This is a genomic window from Neorhizobium sp. LMR1-1-1.1 (genome assembly GCF_040675795.1).
Taxonomy (GTDB): Bacteria; Pseudomonadota; Alphaproteobacteria; order Rhizobiales; family Rhizobiaceae; genus Neorhizobium; species Neorhizobium cellulosilyticum.
The window spans coordinates 1-19,265 of the sequence record NZ_JBEGHE010000102.1 but is presented as its reverse complement, the minus strand read 5'-3'; the positions used below and the strand labels follow the sequence as shown (position 1 = coordinate 19,265).

Below are 19,265 nucleotides of genomic sequence, written 5' to 3'. Positions count from 1 at the left end.
ATTTCAAGGAGGATGACATGACGACCTTTGGTTTCCAGCTTTATAGCGCCCGCAATTTCCCGCCGCTCTCGGACGTGCTGAAACTCGTGGCGAAAAATGGCTACAAGCATGTCGAAGGTTATGGCGCTCTTTATGCGACGCTGGACGAGGCGGGCCTCAAGGCGATGCGCGCCGAACTCGACGCCAACGGCCTCACCATGCCGACCGGCCATTTCGGCATCGACCTTCTCGAAAAGGAGCCGGAACAGGCGCTGCTGATTGCAAAGACGCTCGGTATCGAGGCAATCTATTGCCCGCATCTGGTTGCCGACCAGCGCCCGACCGACGCTGGCGGCTGGTTCGCTTTCGGCAAGCGGCTGGCTGAAGCCGGCAAGCGTTATCAGGATGCCGGCTATACATTCGGCTGGCACAACCACGATTTCGAGTTCAAGGCATTGCCGGATGGCTCCACCCCGCAGGAACAGATTTTTGCCGGCGGTCCGGATCTCACCTGGGAAGCCGATATCGCCTGGGTCATCCGCGGCGGCGCCGACCCCTTCGCCTGGATCGAAAGCTATGGCCGGAAGATCACCGCCGTCCACGTTAAGGATATCGCGCCGGCCGGTGAAAACACCGATGAGGACGGCTGGGCGGATGTCGGTCACGGCACCGTTCCGTGGAAGGATCTGATCACCGCCTTGAAGGCGAAGACTTCGGCGAAATACTATGTTCTGGAGCACGATAATCCCAAGGATATCGAGCGCCTTGCCTCCCGTTCCATCGCCGCCTTCAACACCTACTGATCTCACGTAATCATTCGGAGTTTCCCCAATGACCAAGGAACTTGGCGTCGGCATCCTCGGATGCGGCAACATTTCCACCACCTACTTTTCGCTGTCACCGCTGTTCAAGGGCATCAGGGTTCTGGCCTGCGCCGACCTGAACCCGGCCGCTGCCGAGGCGAAAGCCAAGGAATATGGCGTCAAGGCGCAAACGGTCGAAGAGCTTCTCGCCAATAGCGAGATCGACCTGATCGTCAATCTGACCATCCCGGATGCGCATTTCCCCGTGTCAAAGGCGATCCTCGAAGCTGGCAAGCATGTCTATTCCGAAAAGCCGCTGACCGTGACGCTGGAAGAGGGCAAGCAACTACAGGCGCTGGCGAAGTCGAAGGGTCTGGCTGTCGGCTGCGCGCCAGACACGTTTCTCGGCGGCGCGCACCAGTTGGCCCGTGCCTATATCGATGGCGGTGGGGTAGGGCGCATCACCTCCGGCACCTGCCACGTCATGAGCCCCGGCATGGAAATGTGGCACCCCAATCCGGGCTTCTTCTTCCTCAATGGCGGCGGCCCGATCCTCGATCTCGGACCCTACTACATCGCCAACCTGATCAACTTCCTCGGCCCGGTAAAGCGTGTCGCGGCTTTAACCTCGATGGCGAACAAGACCCGCACCGTCACCAGCGAACCGTTGAACGGCACGATCATCCCGGTCGAAACCCCGACCAACATCCATGCGCTGCTGGAGTTCGCGGAAGGCGCGACGATCACGCTCTCGGCCAGTTGGGATGTCTGGTCTCACCGCCACGCCAATATGGAACTCTACGGCACGGAAGGCTCGATCTACGTGCCCGACCCGAACTTCTTCGGCGGCGTAGTCGAGGCGAGCGGCCGGAACAAGGATATCCAGCCGCTGAAGGATTGGGACCATCCCTTCGGCAAGGCCAATCAGGAGCATCCGAACGGCCCGCGCGCCAACTACCGCACGGCGGGTCTGGCCGATATGGCGATGGCGCTGATCGAAGGGCGAGATATCCGCTGCTCGATCGATCGCGCGCTTCACGGTGTCGATGTCATGACCTCGATCCTGAAATCCGGTGCCGAGGGCAATTTCGTCGCCACCACGACAACCTGCACCAAACCTGCGGCACTTGGCATAGATGAGGCACTGGCGCTTCTCGCCTGACCGGTTAAAACAGCAACCGGCGCCGGGAATGAGGTTCGGCGCCGGTTTCATTTGGAGGACTTTTCATATGGCTTGGCTCCCGGCGGAAAACCGCTACGAAAGCATGACCTATAATCGCTGCGGCAAATCCGGCCTCAAGCTGCCGGCAATCTCGCTCGGCCTCTGGCACAATTTCGGTGACGACACCCCGCATCAGCGCAAGGTCGATATCTGCAAAAAGGCTTTCGATCTCGGCATCACCCATTTCGATCTCGCCAACAACTATGGCCCGAAGCCCGGCAGCGCCGAACTTGCCTTCGGCCAGATCCTGCGCGAGGAGTTTTCCGGCCTGCGCGACGAACTGATCATCTCGTCGAAAGCCGGTTACAACATGTGGCCGGGTCCTTACGGTGAATGGGGCAGTCGCAAATATCTGATCGCGTCGTGCGACCAGAGCCTGAAGCGCATGGGTCTCGACTACGTCGACATCTTCTATTCGCATCGTTTCGATCCGGATACGCCGCTTGAAGAAACCTGTGGCGCGCTGGATCACATCGTCCGCTCGGGCAGGGCGCTTTACGTCGGTCTCTCGTCCTACAATTCCAAGCGCACCCGCGAAGCGGTCGAAATCTTGAAGCAGATGGGAACGCCCGTTCTCATCCATCAGCCGAGCTATTCGATGATCAACCGCTGGGTCGAGGAAGACGGCCTGCTCGATACGCTGGAGGATCTGGGCATCGGCTCGATCGTCTTCTCGCCGCTGGCGCAAGGCATGCTGACTTCGAAATATCTCGGCGGCATCCCGGAAGACAGCCGCGCCGCCCAGGGCAAGTCGCTGCGCCCGGCTTTCCTCAACGACAAGAACATCGAGAACCTGAAGGGTCTCAACGCAATCGCCGAACGCCGCGGCCAGACGTTGGCGCAGATGGCGCTCGCCTGGGTCCTGCGCGGCAACCGCGTCACGACGGCATTGATCGGTGCCAGCCGCCCCGAACAGGTCGAGGATTGCGTCAAGGCTCTCGAAAAGCGCGATTTCACGGCGGAAGAGCTGGCCGAGATCGACAAGTTCGCCAAGGAGGCCGACATCAACATCTGGGCGGCCTCGGCCGAGCGTCAGGGGCCGGCGCGAACCAAGTAAGCCGCCGTTCCCGCGCGGGCATTGCCCCGTCACGTTGGAGCAAGCATCTGCCCCTCACCCTAACCCTCTCCCCGTAAACGGGGAGAGGGGACGTGCCTAGATTGGGGCTGGGAGAGTGCGGCTAGCGTCCTTCTCCCCGCGAGCGGGGAGAAGGTGCCGGCAGGCGGATGAGGGGCAGGCCCCAATCACCGACAAAAAAACATCATGCGGTTGAGGAGCCGCCTCACACATTCTCTGGGAGGAGACACGATCATGATCCGCAACCCGATCCTGCCGGGCTTCAATGCCGATCCGTCCATCTGCCGTGTCGGCGAGGATTACTACATCGCTACCTCCACCTTCGAATGGTATCCCGGTGTGCAGATCCACCATTCTCGCGATCTGGTGAACTGGACCTTGGTCCGTCGCCCGCTAGAGCGAAAATCCCAGCTTGACATGCGCGGAAATCCCGACAGTTGCGGCGTCTGGGCGCCATGCTTGAGCTACGCCGACGGCCTGTTCTGGCTCGTCTATACCGACGTCAAACGCTACGACGGCAACTTCAAGGATGCCCATAATTACATCATCACATCACCAACGATCGAAGGCGAGTGGTCCGATCCGGCCTATGCCAATTCCTCCGGTTTCGACCCGTCACTCTTTCACGATGACGATGGCCGCAAATGGTTCGTCAACATGCAGTGGAACCACCGCACAGAGAGCTATGGCGGTGCGCCGAAACATCCGGCCTTCGATGGCATCCTGCTGCAGGAATGGGATACTCACGCGAAGGAGCTGAAAGGCCCGATCACCAACATCTTTCCCGGCAGTCCGCTCGGCCTCGTCGAGGCCCCGCATCTCTTCAAGCGCAATGGCTGGTATTATCTGACGACGGCAGAAGGTGGCACCGGTTACGACCATGCGGTGACAATGGCCCGCTCGCGCACCATAGACGGTCAGTATCAGCTTCATCCCAACACCCATCTCCTGACCTCGAAGGACAATACCGAGGCCGTCCTGCAGCGCTCCGGCCACGGCCAATATGTCGAGACACCGGATGGTGACGTCTATCATACCCATCTCTGCAGCCGTCCCTTGGCGCCCAACCGCCGCTCACCGCTCGGCCGCGAAACCGGCCTGCAGAAATGCGTCTGGAGCGATGACGACTGGCTCTATCTCGCCCAGGGCGGCGTGGTTCCTGATGTCGAAGTGCCTGCCCCGACCGACGCCGAGCCGGTCGCCAAACCAGCCCGCATCGACTACGCCTTTGACGGAGAGACGCTGCCGATCGACTTTCAGTGGCTGCGCACGCCCGAGCCGGATCGCATCTTCAGCCTCACGGCAAATCCCGGCCATCTGCGCCTGATCGGCCGCGAAAGCATCGGCTCATGGTTCGAGCAGGCGCTTGTTGCCCGCGGCCAAGAGCATCACCGGTTCCGGGCGGAAACCACAGTCGAGACCTTCGATCCCGGCACCTACCAGCAGGCCTGCGGCCTGACCCATTATTATAATCGCCACAAGTTCCACGCTCTCGTCGTCACCCTGCATGAAAAGCTTGGCCGCGTGGTGACGATCTTTTCATGCCCCGGCGATTTTCCCCATGGCCGCATGCAGTTCCCGGCCGGCAGCGGCGTTGCCATCCCCGATGGCCCGGTGGAACTCGCCATGGAAATCCGCGATAACGACCTGCAATTTTCTTGGCGCTCAGGCGGAACCAATGACTGGCAGGAGATTGGCCCGACACTGGATGCCAGCGTCATCTCGGATGAGGGCGGCCGTGGTGAGCACGGTTCCTTTACCGGTGCCTTTGCCGGCATGTTCGCCTTCGATACGTCGGGAAGGGCGAAACCCGCCGATTTCAGCCGTTTCTCCTACGAAGCGATTCTCTGCTGATCTGGTGGAGGGCTTGCAAAATCGTTAATTTCCGTCGTGAGAACGTTACCGCAAGTCCATATTTTCATTACGCATATTTAATCTTGCATTCATAAGTCATTCATCGCTTGAGCCCTAAATCTTGAGTGTGTTCAACGCGAGGATTTAGTCATGAAGAAGTTCATTGTCGCACTGGTTGCCGCCACCGTTCTGGCCGGCCCGATCGCCACCGCAGCCCAGGCGCAGGACTGGCGCAACGACCGCAGCCGCCAGGTCGAGCGTCACGTCGACAAGCGGGTGGACAAGCGCGTTCATGTCGACAAGAAGGTCGTCATCCACAAGCAGCGTTGGTCGAAGGGCCATCGTGCGACTGCAGCCGAACGCCGCCGTATGGCTGATGTTCGCGACTACCGCCGCTACCGCCTGTCGGCTCCGCCGCGCGGTTACAAGTGGGTGAAGGTCGATAACGACTACCTGATGATCGGCATCGCCACCGGCGTCATCTCCAGCATCATCGCTGCTCGCTAAGAGCAAAAATAGGAGACCGGCGGGTGTGTCGTTAAGCACCCGCCGGTCGTCTGCCTGAAGACCGGTCGTGAGGGGAAACTCTTGCCCGGTCCGTCACATCACTGCGACAGGCAGGTCTTCAACGAGGTCGCAAGACCCCGCATCATGTCGAAATAAAGCTCCGGCCCTTCCTTCAGGGCGCCGGCCTCCGGATCCAGCACGCCGGATTTCGCCTTGCTGCCCTCCGTCACCACCTTCACCAGCTTTGGCTCGAACTGCGGTTCGGCAAAGACGCAGGTGGCGCCCAGATCCTCGACCTTCTGATGGATCTCCTTGACCCGCTCGGCACCTGGCATGGTCTCGGGGCTGACCGTGATCGAACCAGCCACCTTCACGCCATAGCGATGCTCGAAATACTGATAGGCGTCGTGGAAGACGATGAACGGCTTGTCCTTGATCGGCGACAGCTCCGCTTTCAGTTCCGCATCCAGTGCGTCGAGCTTGCCCATCAGTTCGGCAGCATTCTTCTGATAGGTGGCGGCATGTTCCGCATCGGCCTGAACCAGCTGCTTCTCGATCTCGGCCGCCATCGCCTTGGCATTCATCGGGTCGAGCCAAAGGTGTACGTCATTGCCTTCATGGTCGTGATCGCCGTCATCCTCGCCATCGGCATGTTCTTGCGCGGCGCCATGGCTATGCCCGTGGTCATGGCCTTCCTCTTCTGCTTCCGGCTCGAACACGCCGCCTTCGCGGAATTTAAGTTTCGTCAGCCCCGGCGCATCTTCCAGCGTCACCACGCTTGCCTTCGAGCCCAGCGCCTCGAGCGGCTTTTCCAGAAATGCCTCCATGCCATGGCCAACCCAGAAGATCAGGTCGGCATTCTGTAGTGCCGCCGCATTCGACGGACGCATGTTGTAGGTATGCGGGGAGGCCGCGCCCTCGACGATCAGCTTCGGCTCGGCAACACCCTTCATCACCGAGGCGACCAGCGAATGGATCGGCTTGATCGATACGACGACGTCCGGCGTAGCGGCAAAGGCACCGGGTGCGCTTATCATCGCAGCAGATGAAAGAAGCAGGGCGGCGGCAAATTTCATGGCATTCTTCCTTGTTTAGAGATGTAATGTTATTACATCAATTGCGTTATGCTATAACGTGTGCCAAGACGGTCGGCAAGAGGGCCGGTAACAGGAATTTTGAACCAAGATGCTGATGAGCAAGCGGGCCGCCCCGGCCGCAGACAACCGCCCGAAATCGAAAGAAACGCTGGTTTCTCTTTCCAATGCCGGCATCCGCCGCGATGGCCGCTGGCTTGTACGCGGCGTCGAATTCGATATTGCTCGAGGCGAGGTCGTCACCCTTATTGGCCCGAACGGCGCCGGAAAATCGACCACCGCCAAGATGGCGATCGGCGTTTTGAAGGCCGATGAAGGCTCCGTCACCCGCAAGCGCGATCTGCGTATCGGTTATGTCCCGCAAAAACTCGCCATCGACTGGACCATGCCGCTTTCAGTCCGCCGCCTGATGACACTGACCGGCCCGCTGAAGGACGCTGAGATCGCGACCGCTCTTGATGCCACCGGCATTTCGCATCTCGCCAATTCCGAAGTCCGCCACCTCTCGGGCGGCGAATTCCAGCGCGCACTGCTGGCCCGCGCCATTGCCCGCAAGCCGGATCTCATGGTGCTCGATGAACCCGTCCAGGGCGTGGATTTCGCCGGCGAGGCAGCCCTTTACGATCTGATCCGCACGATCCGCAATGCCACCGGCTGCGGCATCCTGATGATCTCACACGATCTCCATATGGTCATGGCCGGCACCGATACGGTGATCTGCCTCAACGGCCATGTCTGCTGCCGCGGCACGCCGGAAGCGGTCAGTCAGAGTTCCGATTACATGAAGCTCTTCGGCGGCAATGCCCGCTCGCTCGCCGTCTATAACCACCATCACGATCATACCCATCTTCCAGATGGCCGGGTGCGTCATGCGGACGGCTCGATCACCGAACACTGCCATCCCGAAGACGGCCACCACCACGATCATTCAGGCCGCGACCACGGCCATTCTCATGATCACGCCCACGGCGATCATGCCCATCACCAAGACACGCAGAAAGGTGAGGGCACCCGCCATGCTTGACGACTTCTTCATCCGCGCGCTGATCGCCGGCATCGGTGTGGCGCTGACTGCCGGTCCGCTCGGTTGTTTCGTCGTCTGGCGGCGCATGGCCTATTTCGGCGATACGATGGCCCATTCGGCACTGCTCGGTGTGGCGTTGTCGCTGTTCTTCGAAGTCAACCTTTTGATTGCCGTTTTCGGCGTTGCCATCCTTGTCTCCGCCGTGCTGCTCTTGCTGCAGCGACGCCAGTCGCTTTCGGCCGATGCGCTTCTCGGCATCCTCTCCCATTCGGCACTGGCGATCGGCCTCGTTCTCGTCGCCTTCATGACCTGGGTAAGGATCGACCTTATCGCCTTCCTCTTCGGCGATATTCTCGCCGTCACGCCGTCCGATATCGCCCTCATCTGGGGCGGCGGCGCCGTTGTCGTCGCGGCGATCGTCTATCTCTGGCGCCCGCTCGTCGCCTCCACCGTCAGCGAGGATGTGGCGGAGGCCGAAGGCATGAACCCGGCGCGCACGAAACTCTTCTTCATGCTCCTGATGGCGCTTGTCATCGCCATTGCCATGAAGATTGTCGGCATCATGCTGATAACCTCGCTGTTGATCATCCCGGCCGCCACCGCGCGCCGCTTTTCGGCAAGCCCGGAATGGATGGCGGTGTTCGCGTCTCTCATCGGATCGGCTGCTGTCGTCGGCGGTCTTTTCGGATCGCTCACCTATGATACGCCGTCCGGCCCTTCCATCGTGGTCGCGGCACTCCTACTTTTCATATTAAGTCTGATTCCTGCCTTCGGTCGCACCGCTGCCGAACGGCCTGCAAACAAGGGAGTGCAAGGATGAACGCCCCGATCGTCAATCCGGCCCTGACAAAAAACCAGGCCTTGGTCTTCGATGCGTTGAACCGCGCCGAAGGCCCGATGAGCGCCTATACGATCCTCGACAAGCTGCGCGACCACGGCTTTCGCGCGCCGCTTCAGGTTTATCGCGCGCTCGACAAGCTGACCGAATTCGGCATGGTTCACCGGCTGGAAAGCCTCAACGCCTTCGTCGCCTGCGCCCACCGCGAGCATGAGTGCTGCGGCGGCGCCCAGGGGCACGGCCACGGCACGGTCGCCTTCGCCATCTGTGAAAGCTGCAATCAGGTGATCGAATTCCACGATCACAAGGTCGATCATCAACTCGGCGACTGGGCCAAGTCGAAAGGGTTCAAGCCGTCCAAGACGACGATCGAAATTCGCGGCCTTTGCGAAAAATGCGCGGCCTGATTAGGGCTTTATTTCTTTGAGATCCCGCGAAAACCGCTTCCAGTTTGCCACGTAACGCGCAGCCGAGGCCTTGAGCTTGGCGGCAGATTCATCGTCCAGCACGCGGATCGCCTTGGCGGGCGATCCGACGATCAGAGAATTGTCGGGAAATTCCTTGCCCTCGGTGACGAGCGCATTTGCGCCGACAAGACAGTTCCTGCCGATCTTCGCGCCGTTGAGGATCGTCGCCCCCATGCCGACCAGCGAATTGTCGCCGATCGTGCAGCCATGGATGATGGCATGATGCCCGATCGTGCAGTCGGAACCGATGGAGACCGGGAAGGCGGGATCGGTATGCACCGTCACGCCTTCCTGAATATTGGAACGTGCGCCGATGGTGATCGGCTCGTTGTCGCCGCGCAGGGTCGCGCCGAACCAGATGCCGACATCCTCATGAAGAATGACCTTGCCTATGACATTGGCATCCGGCGCCACCCAGTAACGGTCGGGGGCGGGAAGCGAAGGCCGGAAGTCTCCGAGCGCATAGATCGGCATCACGTCACTCCCCGAGTGTTTCCGTCAGATGACGGACAGCGAAAGCTCGCCGACCCCGGCCACGCCGCAGGTGACCTTGTCACCCTTGACGATGGCGCCGACCCCGGCCGGTGTGCCGGTCATGATGATGTCACCCGGCGCCAGAACGAACTGTTTGGACAGTTCTGCGATGATCTCCGGCAGCTTCCAGATCATCTGGTTCAGGTTACCGTCCTGCTTGCGGGAGCCGTTGACGTCGAGCCAGATTGCGCCTTCCTGCGGATGGCCGATCTTCGAGGCCGGCACGAGTGCCGAAACCGGAGCCGACTTTTCAAATGCCTTTGCCACCTCCCAGGAACGGCCCATCTTCTTCATCTGGTCCTGAAGGTCGCGACGCGTAAAGTCGATGCCGACGCCATAACCGTAGACCTTGGACAGCGCGTCTTCGGCGGTAATATCCGCACCGCCGCCCGAAAGCGCCATCACCAGCTCCACCTCGAAATGCACGTTGGAGGAGAGCGGCGGATAGGGAAAGCTTTCGCCGTTATAGGCGTTGTCGGCATTTTTCTGGAAAAAGAACGGCGCTTCGCGGGAAGGGTCATGCCCCATCTCGATCGCATGGTCGGCATAGTTGCGGCCGACGCAATAGACCCGGCGCACCGGAAACTGTTCGGTTACACCGACCACATCGAGAAGCACGGATTCGGGGGCAGGGATCACTGTAGCGCGCATCTGGGGTATCCTTACATCACTGGAAAAACGCTGGGCCTTTGTCCATCAATTCGCCCGGTAATCCTAGAGATGAAGGAAAATAAATTCACATGCGGTCAGATGGATACGGCCGAAATGACCGTATCCGGCTGGCCACGCGCAGCACATGTCAGCAGATGCCCGCGTTATCAACCTGCCAGCATGATCGGTGCCTGATTGTGGTCGATCGGCTTTTCCAGCAGGTACAGGGCACGGTCTCTCAGGGCGTCGACAGTCATCGTCTCGCCAACCATCCAGACATGATAGTCATGAATACCCAGGCCATCGGCAAACATCAGAAACGAGCCGTCCCAATAATCGGGCGAATGCAGTTCCACCACCCGCTTGGTCTGCCAATAGACGAGATTGTACATGGCGCTTCCGTGATCGGCAAAAACCGTCTCGGCATTTCCGGCTGCGGCGAGATATTCTTCCAGAGAACGGCCCGCTGTCCTGATGATGGAGACGCCGGCAGCCGTCATTGCTGCCTCGATCAGCATGTTGTTCATCTGCCGTTGCGGCCCTTCGCCTTTTTCCCCCAGTCGCGAGAGATAGATGGCGCTGCCGGGGCGGGCGGGCTTGGGTGCCACCTTCAGGGCTTTACGAAGATTGTCGGTCTCCGCTGCGGTCCAGTAATGTCCCGGACGTGTCTTGCTCAGAACGGTTGCTTGCGCAATCTCGACCGGTTCATCGATTGCGATTGCCTCGATACCCAGTCGTGCCAGATCTCTTTTTACATAGGGTTTCGCCAGCCAGTGGCTCGGCAGGATCAGAGGATCGAGCGTTCCCAATCGATTGAGGGCGATCGCAAGCGACGATACGTGTTCTGACATCCAGTCGCCAAATGTCTTCGGCGTTTGCGCCTGCAGTATCGTACCGCGTTCAAGTCGCCGCGCCGGTCTGGATGGCTTGTCCAGAAGATGTTTGAGATTTACTTCCTGGAAGCTTAGGCGCCGTTCAAGCCGGCCATTTACCCAGCCCATGCCCTTTGCGGTGTAAATGACATTCGACGCACTGCCGATCACGTTACGTGGAATATCGTATTTCAGCCGGTACTGGTTGAATTCCGTGCCCGCCATCGGCGGTATCTCGCCCGAAAAATTCACAGCTTCGTGTCTGCTGAAGCGCCTCTCATCTCGCGACCAGTTCCGATAATAGCCAATCTGTTCGGCAATTGTGTAGACGACGGGCGCAATAGTTCGCTTGAAATGAGAAAAACCCACAGAACACCTTCCAGTGAAGCGCGTTTAAGATGATTATTTAGTTGTTTGTTACAGTATTATTTGGGGTTGGTGTCCGAATGTTATTCGGATGATTAATTTAATTGTCATTTTTATTAAATTGTTAGCTGTTGTTTATTTTGTTTTGGTCTGTGAGGGGGCGTGGTCTTGGGTGTCAGTGTGACTTGGGTACCTGAATTGCGGTCGGCGCCTGAATGAGTGATCCGCAAATTCCCGGACCGTGACACGGGAATGAGGGACTTGTCGAAAACGATAAGCGTGTTTCGAGCCCGTAAGTCTTATCGCCGGGGAGAATGCTGCACAGCAACGGCCATCAGCCGTTGATCAGTTGTTCAGAAGGCTGCTTGCACTGGCTCGCGTTTCCGGCCAATGACTATTGTGGACTAAAACAGGACTAGAAGGTCAGTACCCAATGTCGAAACCGCCTAAACCGAACCAGCCGAAGTCGAAACAATCGAAGGAGCCTCAACTTGAGCACTCCGAATTTGCAGGCGAGTTCGAGGATGAAGGCGTCACTGTTCTGGTTGATATTTTTCGGGAAGCCGGCACCAATGGTGACTGGACGCTGGAAGTCATCAGCCAGACGGAGATCGTCACCACCTGGGAAGAAGACTTCGAAACCGATCAGGCGGCGTGGGAAGAATTCCTGGCAACGGCTGAGCGCGACGGGCTGAAGAGTTTTCTGGAAGAGGATGATACCCCCTCAGTACATTGAGTCTGCGCTCAAGACTGCAGACGATAGATCCGCAGTCTTCAGGCCTCTGGGCTGTCGTCGTTCAACCGCGATCCGAACCGCCCTTTGATAATAAAAATGCAAAGCCGGCGATCAGCGCCAGCGCTCCGACAATTGCCCCGGTCGTTGCTCCCGGGTTCTGCCGAGCTGTATTTGAAAGCTGATAACCTTCATGGCGAAGCTGACGTACAGCTTGGCGAGCACGCGGCATTATATAGCTCGAAGCGTCGTCTGCCGAAGCACTGGCCTGTTTTGCCAAGGCAGCACGCAAATCTGCGAGCTGGGTTGTCAGGCGGTCGATATCGTTAGACAGATCGCGGTGCATTGATAGTCCTCGGTTGGCGTTGACGTGATGATGAACGGTCAGCGCGTGATACTGTTCCTTGCTCGTTGATATCTTTGCACGGCCTCGAACCTTTCTTTCCCTGCCGATCGCCTGTATAGCACCGCCATCTGGTCAGCTCTAAAGGTCTGAGCGGTTTCCCGGATAAGCCCCGGCCTGGAGATCGGGTCATGAACTCCGGTTTATCCCCGAGGCGAAAGGGTGTGGCATAGTATTGTGTCACCCACGCGGAGAAAAAGACGTGAGCTTTTACGAGACAGCGCTGGAAACGGGCCAAAAAATCTTCGCCGTCGCGCCGATGATCGACTGGACCGACCGACACTGCCGTTTTCTCCATCGGCAGCTTTCGTCAGATGCTCTGCTTTACACCGAAATGGTCGTGGCTGACGCAATCATTCACGGTCCGCGCGAACGTCTCCTGTCGTTTTCCGCGCAGGAACATCCCGTGGCACTGCAACTCGGCGGTTCGGATGCAGGCAAGCTCTGCGAAGCGATCCGTATAGCCTCCGATTACGGTTATGACGAAATCGGGCTCAATGTCGGCTGTCCGTCCGATCGTGTCCAGTCGGGCACTTTCGGCGCCTGTCTGATGCGCGATCCCGGCCATGTTGCCGATCTGATCGCTGCAATGAAGAAAGTGTCTCCCGTTCCGGTTACGGTGAAATGCCGCATCGGTATCGATGACCAGGAGCCGCGCGATGTCCTGCCTGACTTTCTGGCCCGCATGATCGGGGCAGGGGCGGATGCAATCTGGATCCACGCCCGCAAGGCCTGGCTGCAGGGCCTGTCACCGAAGGAAAACCGCGAGATCCCGCCGCTCGACTACGATCTCGTCCACCGCATGAAGAGCGAGAACCCCAACGTGTTTGTCGGTATCAATGGCGGCATCTCCACTCTTGAGCAGGCTGAAAGCCACCTTTCTGTTATGGATGGCGTCATGCTCGGCCGCGCCGCCTATCAGAACACCGGTTTGCTGGCGGGGGTGGATGCCATGCTGGATGGTTCGGGACCTGCCGGGGCTCGAACCCGTGAGACTGACTGGATGGGCCTGCGCGACACGATGATTGCCTATGCCGATGAGGTCATCGCCTCCGGCGGACGCCTGCATCATGTCACTCGCCACATGGTAGGCCTATTTCAGGGCTATGCCGGTGCCCGGCGTTTCCGCCAGATCCTGTCGTCCGAGGCGACAAAACCCGGTGTGGGTACGGAAATCATCACGGCAGCCTTCGCCGCCGTCGATCTTTCCGGCAACGCTGAGCGTGAGCCGGAACGAATCGCGGGATAGACCCCCAATAATTTATGGGTATTGGTGCATGTGTCAGAATGCAACAGCCCTGCGTTGTTTCGTATTAGACATTTCTTAAATAGCGTACTCGTAATGTTCCAGCCCAGTGACGGTGAAATCAATCACCGCGTGGATCTGGTAGTGTATGATGTTCAAGGTTCTGGAATGCGTCGCGGTCCAGCACGATCACGCGCTGGTGGCTCTGGCAGCCGGCATCTGCGTCGTCGGCATGCTGGCGTTCTTTCTCATCCATCGCCGGGCAGTCGAATGCAGCGAGAAACGCAGAAAAATCTGGCTGCTCGTTGCGGCCGTCACCGGCGGGCTTTCGGTTTGGGCCACCCATTTCGTCGCCATGCTCGCTTATGAGGGCACGGTCGCCATCGAATTCGAACTGTTCCGCACCATCCTTTCCGCCGTCATCGCCGCTGTCGGTTTCTGGGCAAGCCTCAGGATCGCCGAGGGCGGCACGCTGAAGAGCGAGATTGCTGCCGGCATTGCCGCGACGCTGACGGTTGCGGCAATGCATTTCACCGGCACGGCATCGATCCGCGCCGCGGCGACGATCCGTCACGATATCGGCATGATCCCGGTCGCTGCCCTGCTTTCGGTCGGCCTCGTGACCTTCGCCTTCCGAATGTCGATGCGCCGCAAGGGGCGCCGCGGCCTCTGGGCAGCTGTCGGGGCAAGCGTGTTGTCGATCTGCCTCCTGCATTTCTCCGCCATGTCGGCCACCACGTTGGTCCCAGATCCGTCGCTGCAGGAGGTGTCTCTGGATGGTGATGTCGGCCGGATCTGGATGGTCTGGGCGGTCTCCGTCGTCGTCGGCATGATCGTGTTGGCAGGCACGATCGCGAGCTTCCTCGATCGTTATCTCACCGACCTGCGCGGTTTCGCCAATGCGACGCTCGAAGGCCTCGCGGTCGTGCGCGAGGGTGTCATCATCGAGGCCAACGCCCGTTTCTCCGCCATGCTCGGCCTGCGTGATCGCGACGTCATCGGCCGCTCGCCCGATGCGCTGATGGTGGCCGCCGACGGGATTTCGCTGATCGATGTCGAGCGCACCCGCGCGGTCGAGGCAGCCCCCCTGAAGGCGGGACCGTTAAAGCTCGGCAAGGAGGCCTTTCTCGAAGTTGCAGTCCACACGATCGAATATCGCGGCCGCCAGTGCCAGGTGCTTGCGGTCCGCGATCTGACCGAAAAGCGCGTCGCCGAACTCAAGATCGAGCACATGGCCCGCCACGACGCATTGACCGATCTGCCGAACCGTTCGCTGTTCAACGAGAAGCTCGACACCGCGATCGAAGCCGCGGGCGGCACTGGCGAAAGGCTGGCGGTGCTGGCGCTCGATCTCGACCGCTTCAAGGCCGTCAACGACGTGTTCGGCCATGCCGAGGGCGACCGGGTGCTGATCAGGGTCGCCGATATCCTGCGCCGCTGCGTCGGAGTGACCGACACGCCGGCCCGCATCGGCGGCGACGAATTCATCATCCTCCAGCCCGGCCTGGAGCAGCCGACCGCCGCCTATCTCCTGGCCGACCGTATCCTCGACACGTTCCGCCAGGAGATGAACGTCAATTTCGACCCCAAGGCGGTCGGCGTCTCGATCGGCGTTTCGATCTTCCCGGAGGACGGCCGCACCGCCGACGAGCTGCGCAATGCCGCCGACATGGCGCTCTACAACGCCAAGTTCAACGGCCGCGGCACCGCCGCCTTCTATTCCGCCGACATGGATGCCGACCTGCGCCAGCGCCGTCTCGTCGAAAGCGAGCTGCGCCACGCGGCTCTGCGCGACCAGCTGTCGCTCGTCTTCCAGCCGCTGTTCGATGCCTCCAACGGCACCTGCACCGGATATGAGGCGCTAATGCGCTGGCACCACCCGGACCTCGGCCAGGTCTCGCCGGCAACCTTCATCCCGGTCGCCGAAGAAACCGGCATCATCGTCACGCTCGGCGAATGGGCGCTGCGCGAGGCTTGCCGCACCGCTGCCTCCTGGGATGATGGCCTGGCGGTGGCGGTCAATGTTTCGGCCGTACAGTTCCGTTTCCCCGATCTGGTCGATACGGTCGCATCGGCGCTCACCGACAGCGGGCTCGAACCGCACCGGCTGGAGCTGGAAATCACCGAAACCTCGCTGATCGAAAACCGCGAGACGGTGCTTGCCATGCTGCAAAAACTGCGCGCTCTCGGCGTGATGATCGTCATCGACGATTTCGGCACCGGATATTCATCGCTCGGCAACCTGCAGGCCTTTCCCTTCGACAAGATCAAGATCGACCGCAGCTTCATCTGGCAGATGGAGGAGGATGAAAGCGCCCGCGCCATCGTCAAGGCGATCATCGGGCTCGGCAAAAGCCTCGACCTGCCGGTCGTCGCCGAAGGCATCGAGACATTCGGCCAGCACCGCATGGTGATCGAGGAAGGCATCGAGCAGCTGCAGGGTTTTCTGCTCGGCAAGCCGAAAAGTGCGGGCGAAGTAGAGGTCCTGTCCGGCATCCGCCGCGTGCCGACCTTCCGCAAGCGGGGATGAGGCGGGGATGAGGACAGGCGGCGAGGGCAGGGCGCAGGCCGGAAGTCTTGTGGAAACTCCCGTCGCATTGCTTCATTCCTCCGCATCCCTCAGCCGATCGGCGGCCGCTATCCGTTTTTCGCGGGCACGCCTGGCTTTATCCCATCGCTCCACCATCCAGCGATGCGCCACATTGCGGGCGATTGCGATCGACAGATCGTTGGAAAGCCGCTCCGGCCCACTCAGCGCCTCGAAGAACGGACCGTCGCTGCCGAGAAACCCTTTTGCGAAATGCGCCGCCTGATAGATCTGGTCGAAGATCGCCCGCTGACCGGGATCGAGATTGCGCAGGCAGCAGGGTTCGCGGCTTGTCTCGAAATACCAGCGACAACGCTGGCCGCGACGGCAGCTATGGCGGCGGCAGACCATCTGCGGCATGGCCATGACATCGGCGGTGCACATGGCAAGATGGGCATCTAATGGCGGCTTGCTGTCAGACATTTTTCCCCCTTGGCGATCCTTGTTTTCCTCTCGAGGATCAACTCGAAGAGGCTTGAACGGACGGGGCGCTGAAAGCTGCCTCTTGAGTTTAATCTATAGGTGACACCTCTCAGCGCCCCGTTCGGCAGTTTTTATCCGCGACTCCGATCCCTCTGCCGTTGCCTTGCCGGATGGTGTTCGTCTGGCTTGATGGAAAACGGGCGAAACGACTTATCGCCAACCCTCCATGTCGCCGCCGCCGGGTTTCCCGCTTTCACGAGCGGACTTGAATGCCCGGCGAAACCATCCTTTAGGCCACCATGTGTGCCGCACAGGCACGTCCGACGCGCCGTTCGGGTATCAGAAGCGGCAGGCCGGTCCGAAAACCTTGCCGCTTCCCCCGTGTCGCCGGAGGGAGACCATTTTCCGCGGACCCCGGTGGTGGAGATTTACGTCGTCCCTTCACCACCAGCGCCGATCCCGCCTCGCCGGCACGCCTGCCGGTGTATCCGTGACGGAACGGGGAGATTGTAGGCATGGGTGTGGAGGGCGGGGATGAAAGGGGACGGAGTTTCGTGCAAGCCGTTGGATTTACTGAATGAGAGCGCTAGGAACGTCCACAGAAAAGGGGCGTGTGTCCGTTGCGCGTGCGGCATGCTCCCCTCATCCCCGTGCTCATCACAGGGATCCAGCAGCGCCATGTCCATGGCGCGTAAGACTCCTTGAGACGTGATTCATTCACGGCGCGGACGCGCCGTGGCTGGATTCCTGTGACAGGCACAGGAATGAGGGGAAGTTGTTACGCCGCCGGGTTTCACATCTACCGTTGAAGCAGGCCCTATCTCAAGCAAGTAAATCTCGCCGCAATTGACACTCTGTCATGTTCTGTCACTGTGGCCACGGGCAAGCATCATCGTGTCGGGGGACAGGACAGAATGAACCAGGTATTGCAGGCGGCTCAAACCGGGTCGCGGGCGGCGCGTCTGCGCTGCGAATTTTCGATCGGCCAGTCCATCGGCCATGTCGTCGTCTGGGTCATCCTGACGCTCGTCACCTTCGGCCTCGCGCTGCTGGTCTTTCCCTATTACCTCAACCGGGCGGTGCTGAACCGCACCGAAGTGCTCGACCAGCAGGGCCGCCCGATCGGCAAGCTGCGTTGCAATTTCGACCTGATCTCCTCGATCGGCCACGTGATAATCTGGGGCATCCTGATCCTCATCACCTTCGGCATTGCCGGGTTCTTTTATCTCTACCGGGTGGTGCGGGTTGTGCTGAGCGATACGGTGATTGAGTATTATTGATATCGAAGGCGGGGAGAAATATGCACACACCAGAGAGCAACGGATGCGATAGCCGCGACAACATCCTTGATTGCGCTTCCATGTTTTGATGCGATCTTGGCTTGATTTTTGAGCGCCATCACTTCGGTTTCGAGATTCTTATACCACGCGGTCCTCGGAGTCTGTTTTCGAATGACTGTCCATGTTTTTACAACGTGGCCAGATGTCGTTTTTATAGAAGTAAAAAGTGACAGAGTGTCATCTGCAAGGGGTTAATATGATGGCTGAATATATTGAGGCTGAGTGCATCGAGCAGGCAATCCTTCACATTACTCGATACGGTGACACTGATATATTTCCACATTTGATAGAATTGGCGTTTCTTTCCGAAAAAAAGACGGAAGTGGTGGGAACTATTTCCACTTATGATGTAAATAACTTCAAGCCTTCTCACTCTGTAGAAGCGCTTGCGCCCAAGAGCCGATATGGCTTCCGCATCGCCAATCAACTTATGTTTCTTGACTGTCTTATGTTTACTGCGGCGGTGATAGCGATCGCTGAGGATCTGGAAAACATTAAAGGCCCTGTGACATCTCTAGGAGCGTTCGCTTATCGGTATGAGAAAAAAGAGGCAGGCTCGATTTTTCTTGAAGGACGTACCTATCGCGATTGGCTTGGCGCTCAGTCAACATATGCGGAGAGCGAAGAATTCGACGAGGTGATTTTTACTGATATCGCAGATTTTTATCAGCGGATTTATTTCCATCGGATCGAAAACCATGTTGCGATCCTCAACTTCCAAGAAGCCGTTGGTGAGACTTATCGAGGGAATAATTAAAAAAATTAGGGCAAAACAGTCATACGGAATTCCTGTTGGTGGCACTGCATCCAGACTTATTGCTGAAGCAATACTTTCTGATTTTGACCATTCCATGGAAGCAGAAGAATACCATTTTTCGCGTTTCGTGGACGATATTCGTATCTACGTCAAGAATGGCGAAAGTCCTTACCGTGCTCTTTCTTTAGTGGCCGAAACCCTTCTGTCAGAAGGGCTAACGCTCAATGCACAAAAGACAAAGGTTCTAAATAAGGAGGCTTACATAAAGCTTCTCGAAGCCGAAGGTGATGACACCTTCGAAAGTTCTGAGAAAGAGGCCTTAGACGCTTTGGCAGATCTTATTTACTTTGAAGAAGAAGATGATGGAGTTGCCCCTTAAAAACCGGACAGGATCAGGTTTCGGTTTGACGGTTTAAGAACTCACGAGGCGAGCAATACCCCAATGCCTTATGCGGGTGAAGGGTGTTGTAGTGTTCGAACCATGAGGGCA

General features: G+C 58.9%; 21 protein-coding genes. 14 read left to right on the top strand and 7 right to left on the bottom strand.

Annotation, left to right across the window (positions count from 1 at the left end):
• Window positions 1–17: 17 nt before the first annotated feature.
• The 5 genes from MRBLMR1_RS30080 to MRBLMR1_RS30060 all read left to right on the top strand — a co-directional run bounded on the left by MRBLMR1_RS30080 (window position 18) and on the right by MRBLMR1_RS30060 (window position 5,440).
• Window positions 18–782, top strand: coding sequence for a sugar phosphate isomerase/epimerase family protein (locus tag MRBLMR1_RS30080; RefSeq protein WP_148146489.1), 765 nt, complete (start codon window positions 18–20; stop codon window positions 780–782).
• Window positions 783–810: 28 nt separating this feature from the next.
• The gene (locus MRBLMR1_RS30075) at window positions 811–1,944 is read left to right on the top strand and encodes a Gfo/Idh/MocA family protein (protein ID WP_148146490.1); all 1,134 of its coding nucleotides are present in this window, start codon (window positions 811–813) and stop codon (window positions 1,942–1,944) included.
• A gap of 67 nt (window positions 1,945–2,011) precedes the next feature.
• A complete protein-coding gene (gene mgrA / locus MRBLMR1_RS30070; RefSeq protein WP_148146491.1) occupies window positions 2,012–3,061 on the top strand; it encodes an L-glyceraldehyde 3-phosphate reductase in 1,050 nt (349 codons plus the stop codon).
• A 252-nt stretch (window positions 3,062–3,313) separates the two neighbouring features.
• Complete coding sequence (locus MRBLMR1_RS30065) at window positions 3,314–4,933, top strand: glycoside hydrolase family 43 protein (protein WP_500067238.1); 1,620 nt, start codon at window positions 3,314–3,316, stop codon at window positions 4,931–4,933.
• Between the two features lie 150 nt (window positions 4,934–5,083).
• Window positions 5,084–5,440 (top strand): RcnB family protein, encoded by a 357-nt coding sequence (locus MRBLMR1_RS30060; RefSeq protein WP_148146493.1) that lies wholly within the window; start codon window positions 5,084–5,086, stop codon window positions 5,438–5,440.
• Between the two features lie 98 nt (window positions 5,441–5,538).
• Here MRBLMR1_RS30060 and MRBLMR1_RS30055 read toward each other — a convergent pair whose 3' ends face one another.
• Window positions 5,539–6,516, bottom strand: a complete 978-nt coding sequence (locus MRBLMR1_RS30055; protein WP_148146494.1) for a metal ABC transporter solute-binding protein, Zn/Mn family — start codon at window positions 6,514–6,516, stop codon at window positions 5,539–5,541.
• A 109-nt stretch (window positions 6,517–6,625) separates the two neighbouring features.
• On the opposite strand from MRBLMR1_RS30055, the gene MRBLMR1_RS30050 reads away from it, so the two are divergent.
• From MRBLMR1_RS30050 to MRBLMR1_RS30040, 3 genes are read left to right on the top strand one after another with little or no spacing between them, the layout of a single operon-like run.
• Window positions 6,626–7,558 (top strand): metal ABC transporter ATP-binding protein, encoded by a 933-nt coding sequence (locus MRBLMR1_RS30050; RefSeq protein WP_183686920.1) that lies wholly within the window; start codon window positions 6,626–6,628, stop codon window positions 7,556–7,558.
• Window positions 7,551–8,378, top strand: coding sequence for a zinc ABC transporter permease subunit ZnuB (znuB, locus tag MRBLMR1_RS30045; RefSeq protein WP_148146495.1), 828 nt, complete (start codon window positions 7,551–7,553; stop codon window positions 8,376–8,378). Before MRBLMR1_RS30050 ends, znuB begins: the two co-directional genes overlap by 8 nt.
• 8 nt (window positions 8,379–8,386) lie before the next feature.
• Window positions 8,387–8,803: a transcriptional repressor gene (locus MRBLMR1_RS30040; protein ID WP_183686938.1), complete on the top strand. Its 417-nt coding sequence runs from the start codon at window positions 8,387–8,389 to the stop codon at window positions 8,801–8,803.
• Here the strand turns inward: MRBLMR1_RS30040 and MRBLMR1_RS30035 are convergent, their stop codons facing one another.
• From MRBLMR1_RS30035 to MRBLMR1_RS30025, 3 genes are all read right to left on the bottom strand, one after another.
• The gene (locus MRBLMR1_RS30035) at window positions 8,804–9,337 is read right to left on the bottom strand and encodes a gamma carbonic anhydrase family protein (RefSeq protein ID WP_148146497.1); all 534 of its coding nucleotides are present in this window, start codon (window positions 9,335–9,337) and stop codon (window positions 8,804–8,806) included.
• A gap of 24 nt (window positions 9,338–9,361) precedes the next feature.
• Window positions 9,362–10,048: a fumarylacetoacetate hydrolase family protein gene (locus MRBLMR1_RS30030; RefSeq protein WP_148146498.1), complete on the bottom strand. Its 687-nt coding sequence runs from the start codon at window positions 10,046–10,048 to the stop codon at window positions 9,362–9,364.
• A gap of 167 nt (window positions 10,049–10,215) precedes the next feature.
• Entirely contained in the window at window positions 10,216–11,145 is a 930-nt protein-coding gene (locus MRBLMR1_RS30025) for a glycosyltransferase 61 family protein (RefSeq protein WP_500067237.1), read from the bottom strand.
• Between the two features lie 574 nt (window positions 11,146–11,719).
• Here MRBLMR1_RS30025 and MRBLMR1_RS30020 point away from each other — a divergent pair.
• Complete coding sequence (locus MRBLMR1_RS30020) at window positions 11,720–12,022, top strand: hypothetical protein (protein WP_148148874.1); 303 nt, start codon at window positions 11,720–11,722, stop codon at window positions 12,020–12,022.
• A 61-nt stretch (window positions 12,023–12,083) separates the two neighbouring features.
• On the opposite strand, the gene MRBLMR1_RS30015 is transcribed toward MRBLMR1_RS30020, so the two are convergent.
• Entirely contained in the window at window positions 12,084–12,365 is a 282-nt protein-coding gene (locus tag MRBLMR1_RS30015; RefSeq protein WP_148148875.1) for a hypothetical protein, read from the bottom strand.
• Window positions 12,366–12,624: 259 nt separating this feature from the next.
• Between MRBLMR1_RS30015 and dusA the strand changes: the two genes are divergently transcribed.
• Together dusA and MRBLMR1_RS30005 are read left to right on the top strand one after the other, a co-directional pair.
• Complete coding sequence (gene dusA, locus MRBLMR1_RS30010; protein WP_183686924.1) at window positions 12,625–13,671, top strand: tRNA dihydrouridine(20/20a) synthase DusA; 1,047 nt, start codon at window positions 12,625–12,627, stop codon at window positions 13,669–13,671.
• A gap of 148 nt (window positions 13,672–13,819) precedes the next feature.
• Window positions 13,820–16,198, top strand: coding sequence for an EAL domain-containing protein (locus MRBLMR1_RS30005; protein WP_148148536.1), 2,379 nt, complete (start codon window positions 13,820–13,822; stop codon window positions 16,196–16,198).
• Between the two features lie 72 nt (window positions 16,199–16,270).
• On the opposite strand, the gene MRBLMR1_RS30000 is transcribed toward MRBLMR1_RS30005, so the two are convergent.
• Entirely contained in the window at window positions 16,271–16,678 is a 408-nt protein-coding gene (locus MRBLMR1_RS30000) for a hypothetical protein (protein WP_148148531.1), read from the bottom strand.
• A gap of 914 nt (window positions 16,679–17,592) precedes the next feature.
• Between MRBLMR1_RS30000 and MRBLMR1_RS29995 the strand changes: the two genes are divergently transcribed.
• From MRBLMR1_RS29995 to MRBLMR1_RS29985, 3 genes are all read left to right on the top strand, one after another.
• A complete protein-coding gene (locus MRBLMR1_RS29995; RefSeq protein WP_148148532.1) occupies window positions 17,593–17,958 on the top strand; it encodes a DUF6693 family protein in 366 nt (121 codons plus the stop codon).
• Window positions 17,959–18,217: 259 nt separating this feature from the next.
• On the top strand, window positions 18,218–18,775 hold the full coding sequence (locus tag MRBLMR1_RS29990; protein ID WP_500067236.1) for a hypothetical protein: 558 nt from the start codon (window positions 18,218–18,220) through the stop codon (window positions 18,773–18,775).
• Entirely contained in the window at window positions 18,750–19,154 is a 405-nt protein-coding gene (locus MRBLMR1_RS29985; protein ID WP_500067235.1) for an RNA-directed DNA polymerase, read from the top strand. Before MRBLMR1_RS29990 ends, MRBLMR1_RS29985 begins: the two co-directional genes overlap by 26 nt.
• A gap of 13 nt (window positions 19,155–19,167) precedes the next feature.
• Here the strand turns inward: MRBLMR1_RS29985 and MRBLMR1_RS29980 are convergent.
• Window positions 19,168–19,265, bottom strand: a 98-nt coding sequence (locus MRBLMR1_RS29980; protein WP_148148372.1) for an integrase core domain-containing protein, incomplete at its 5' end; no start/stop codon positions are given.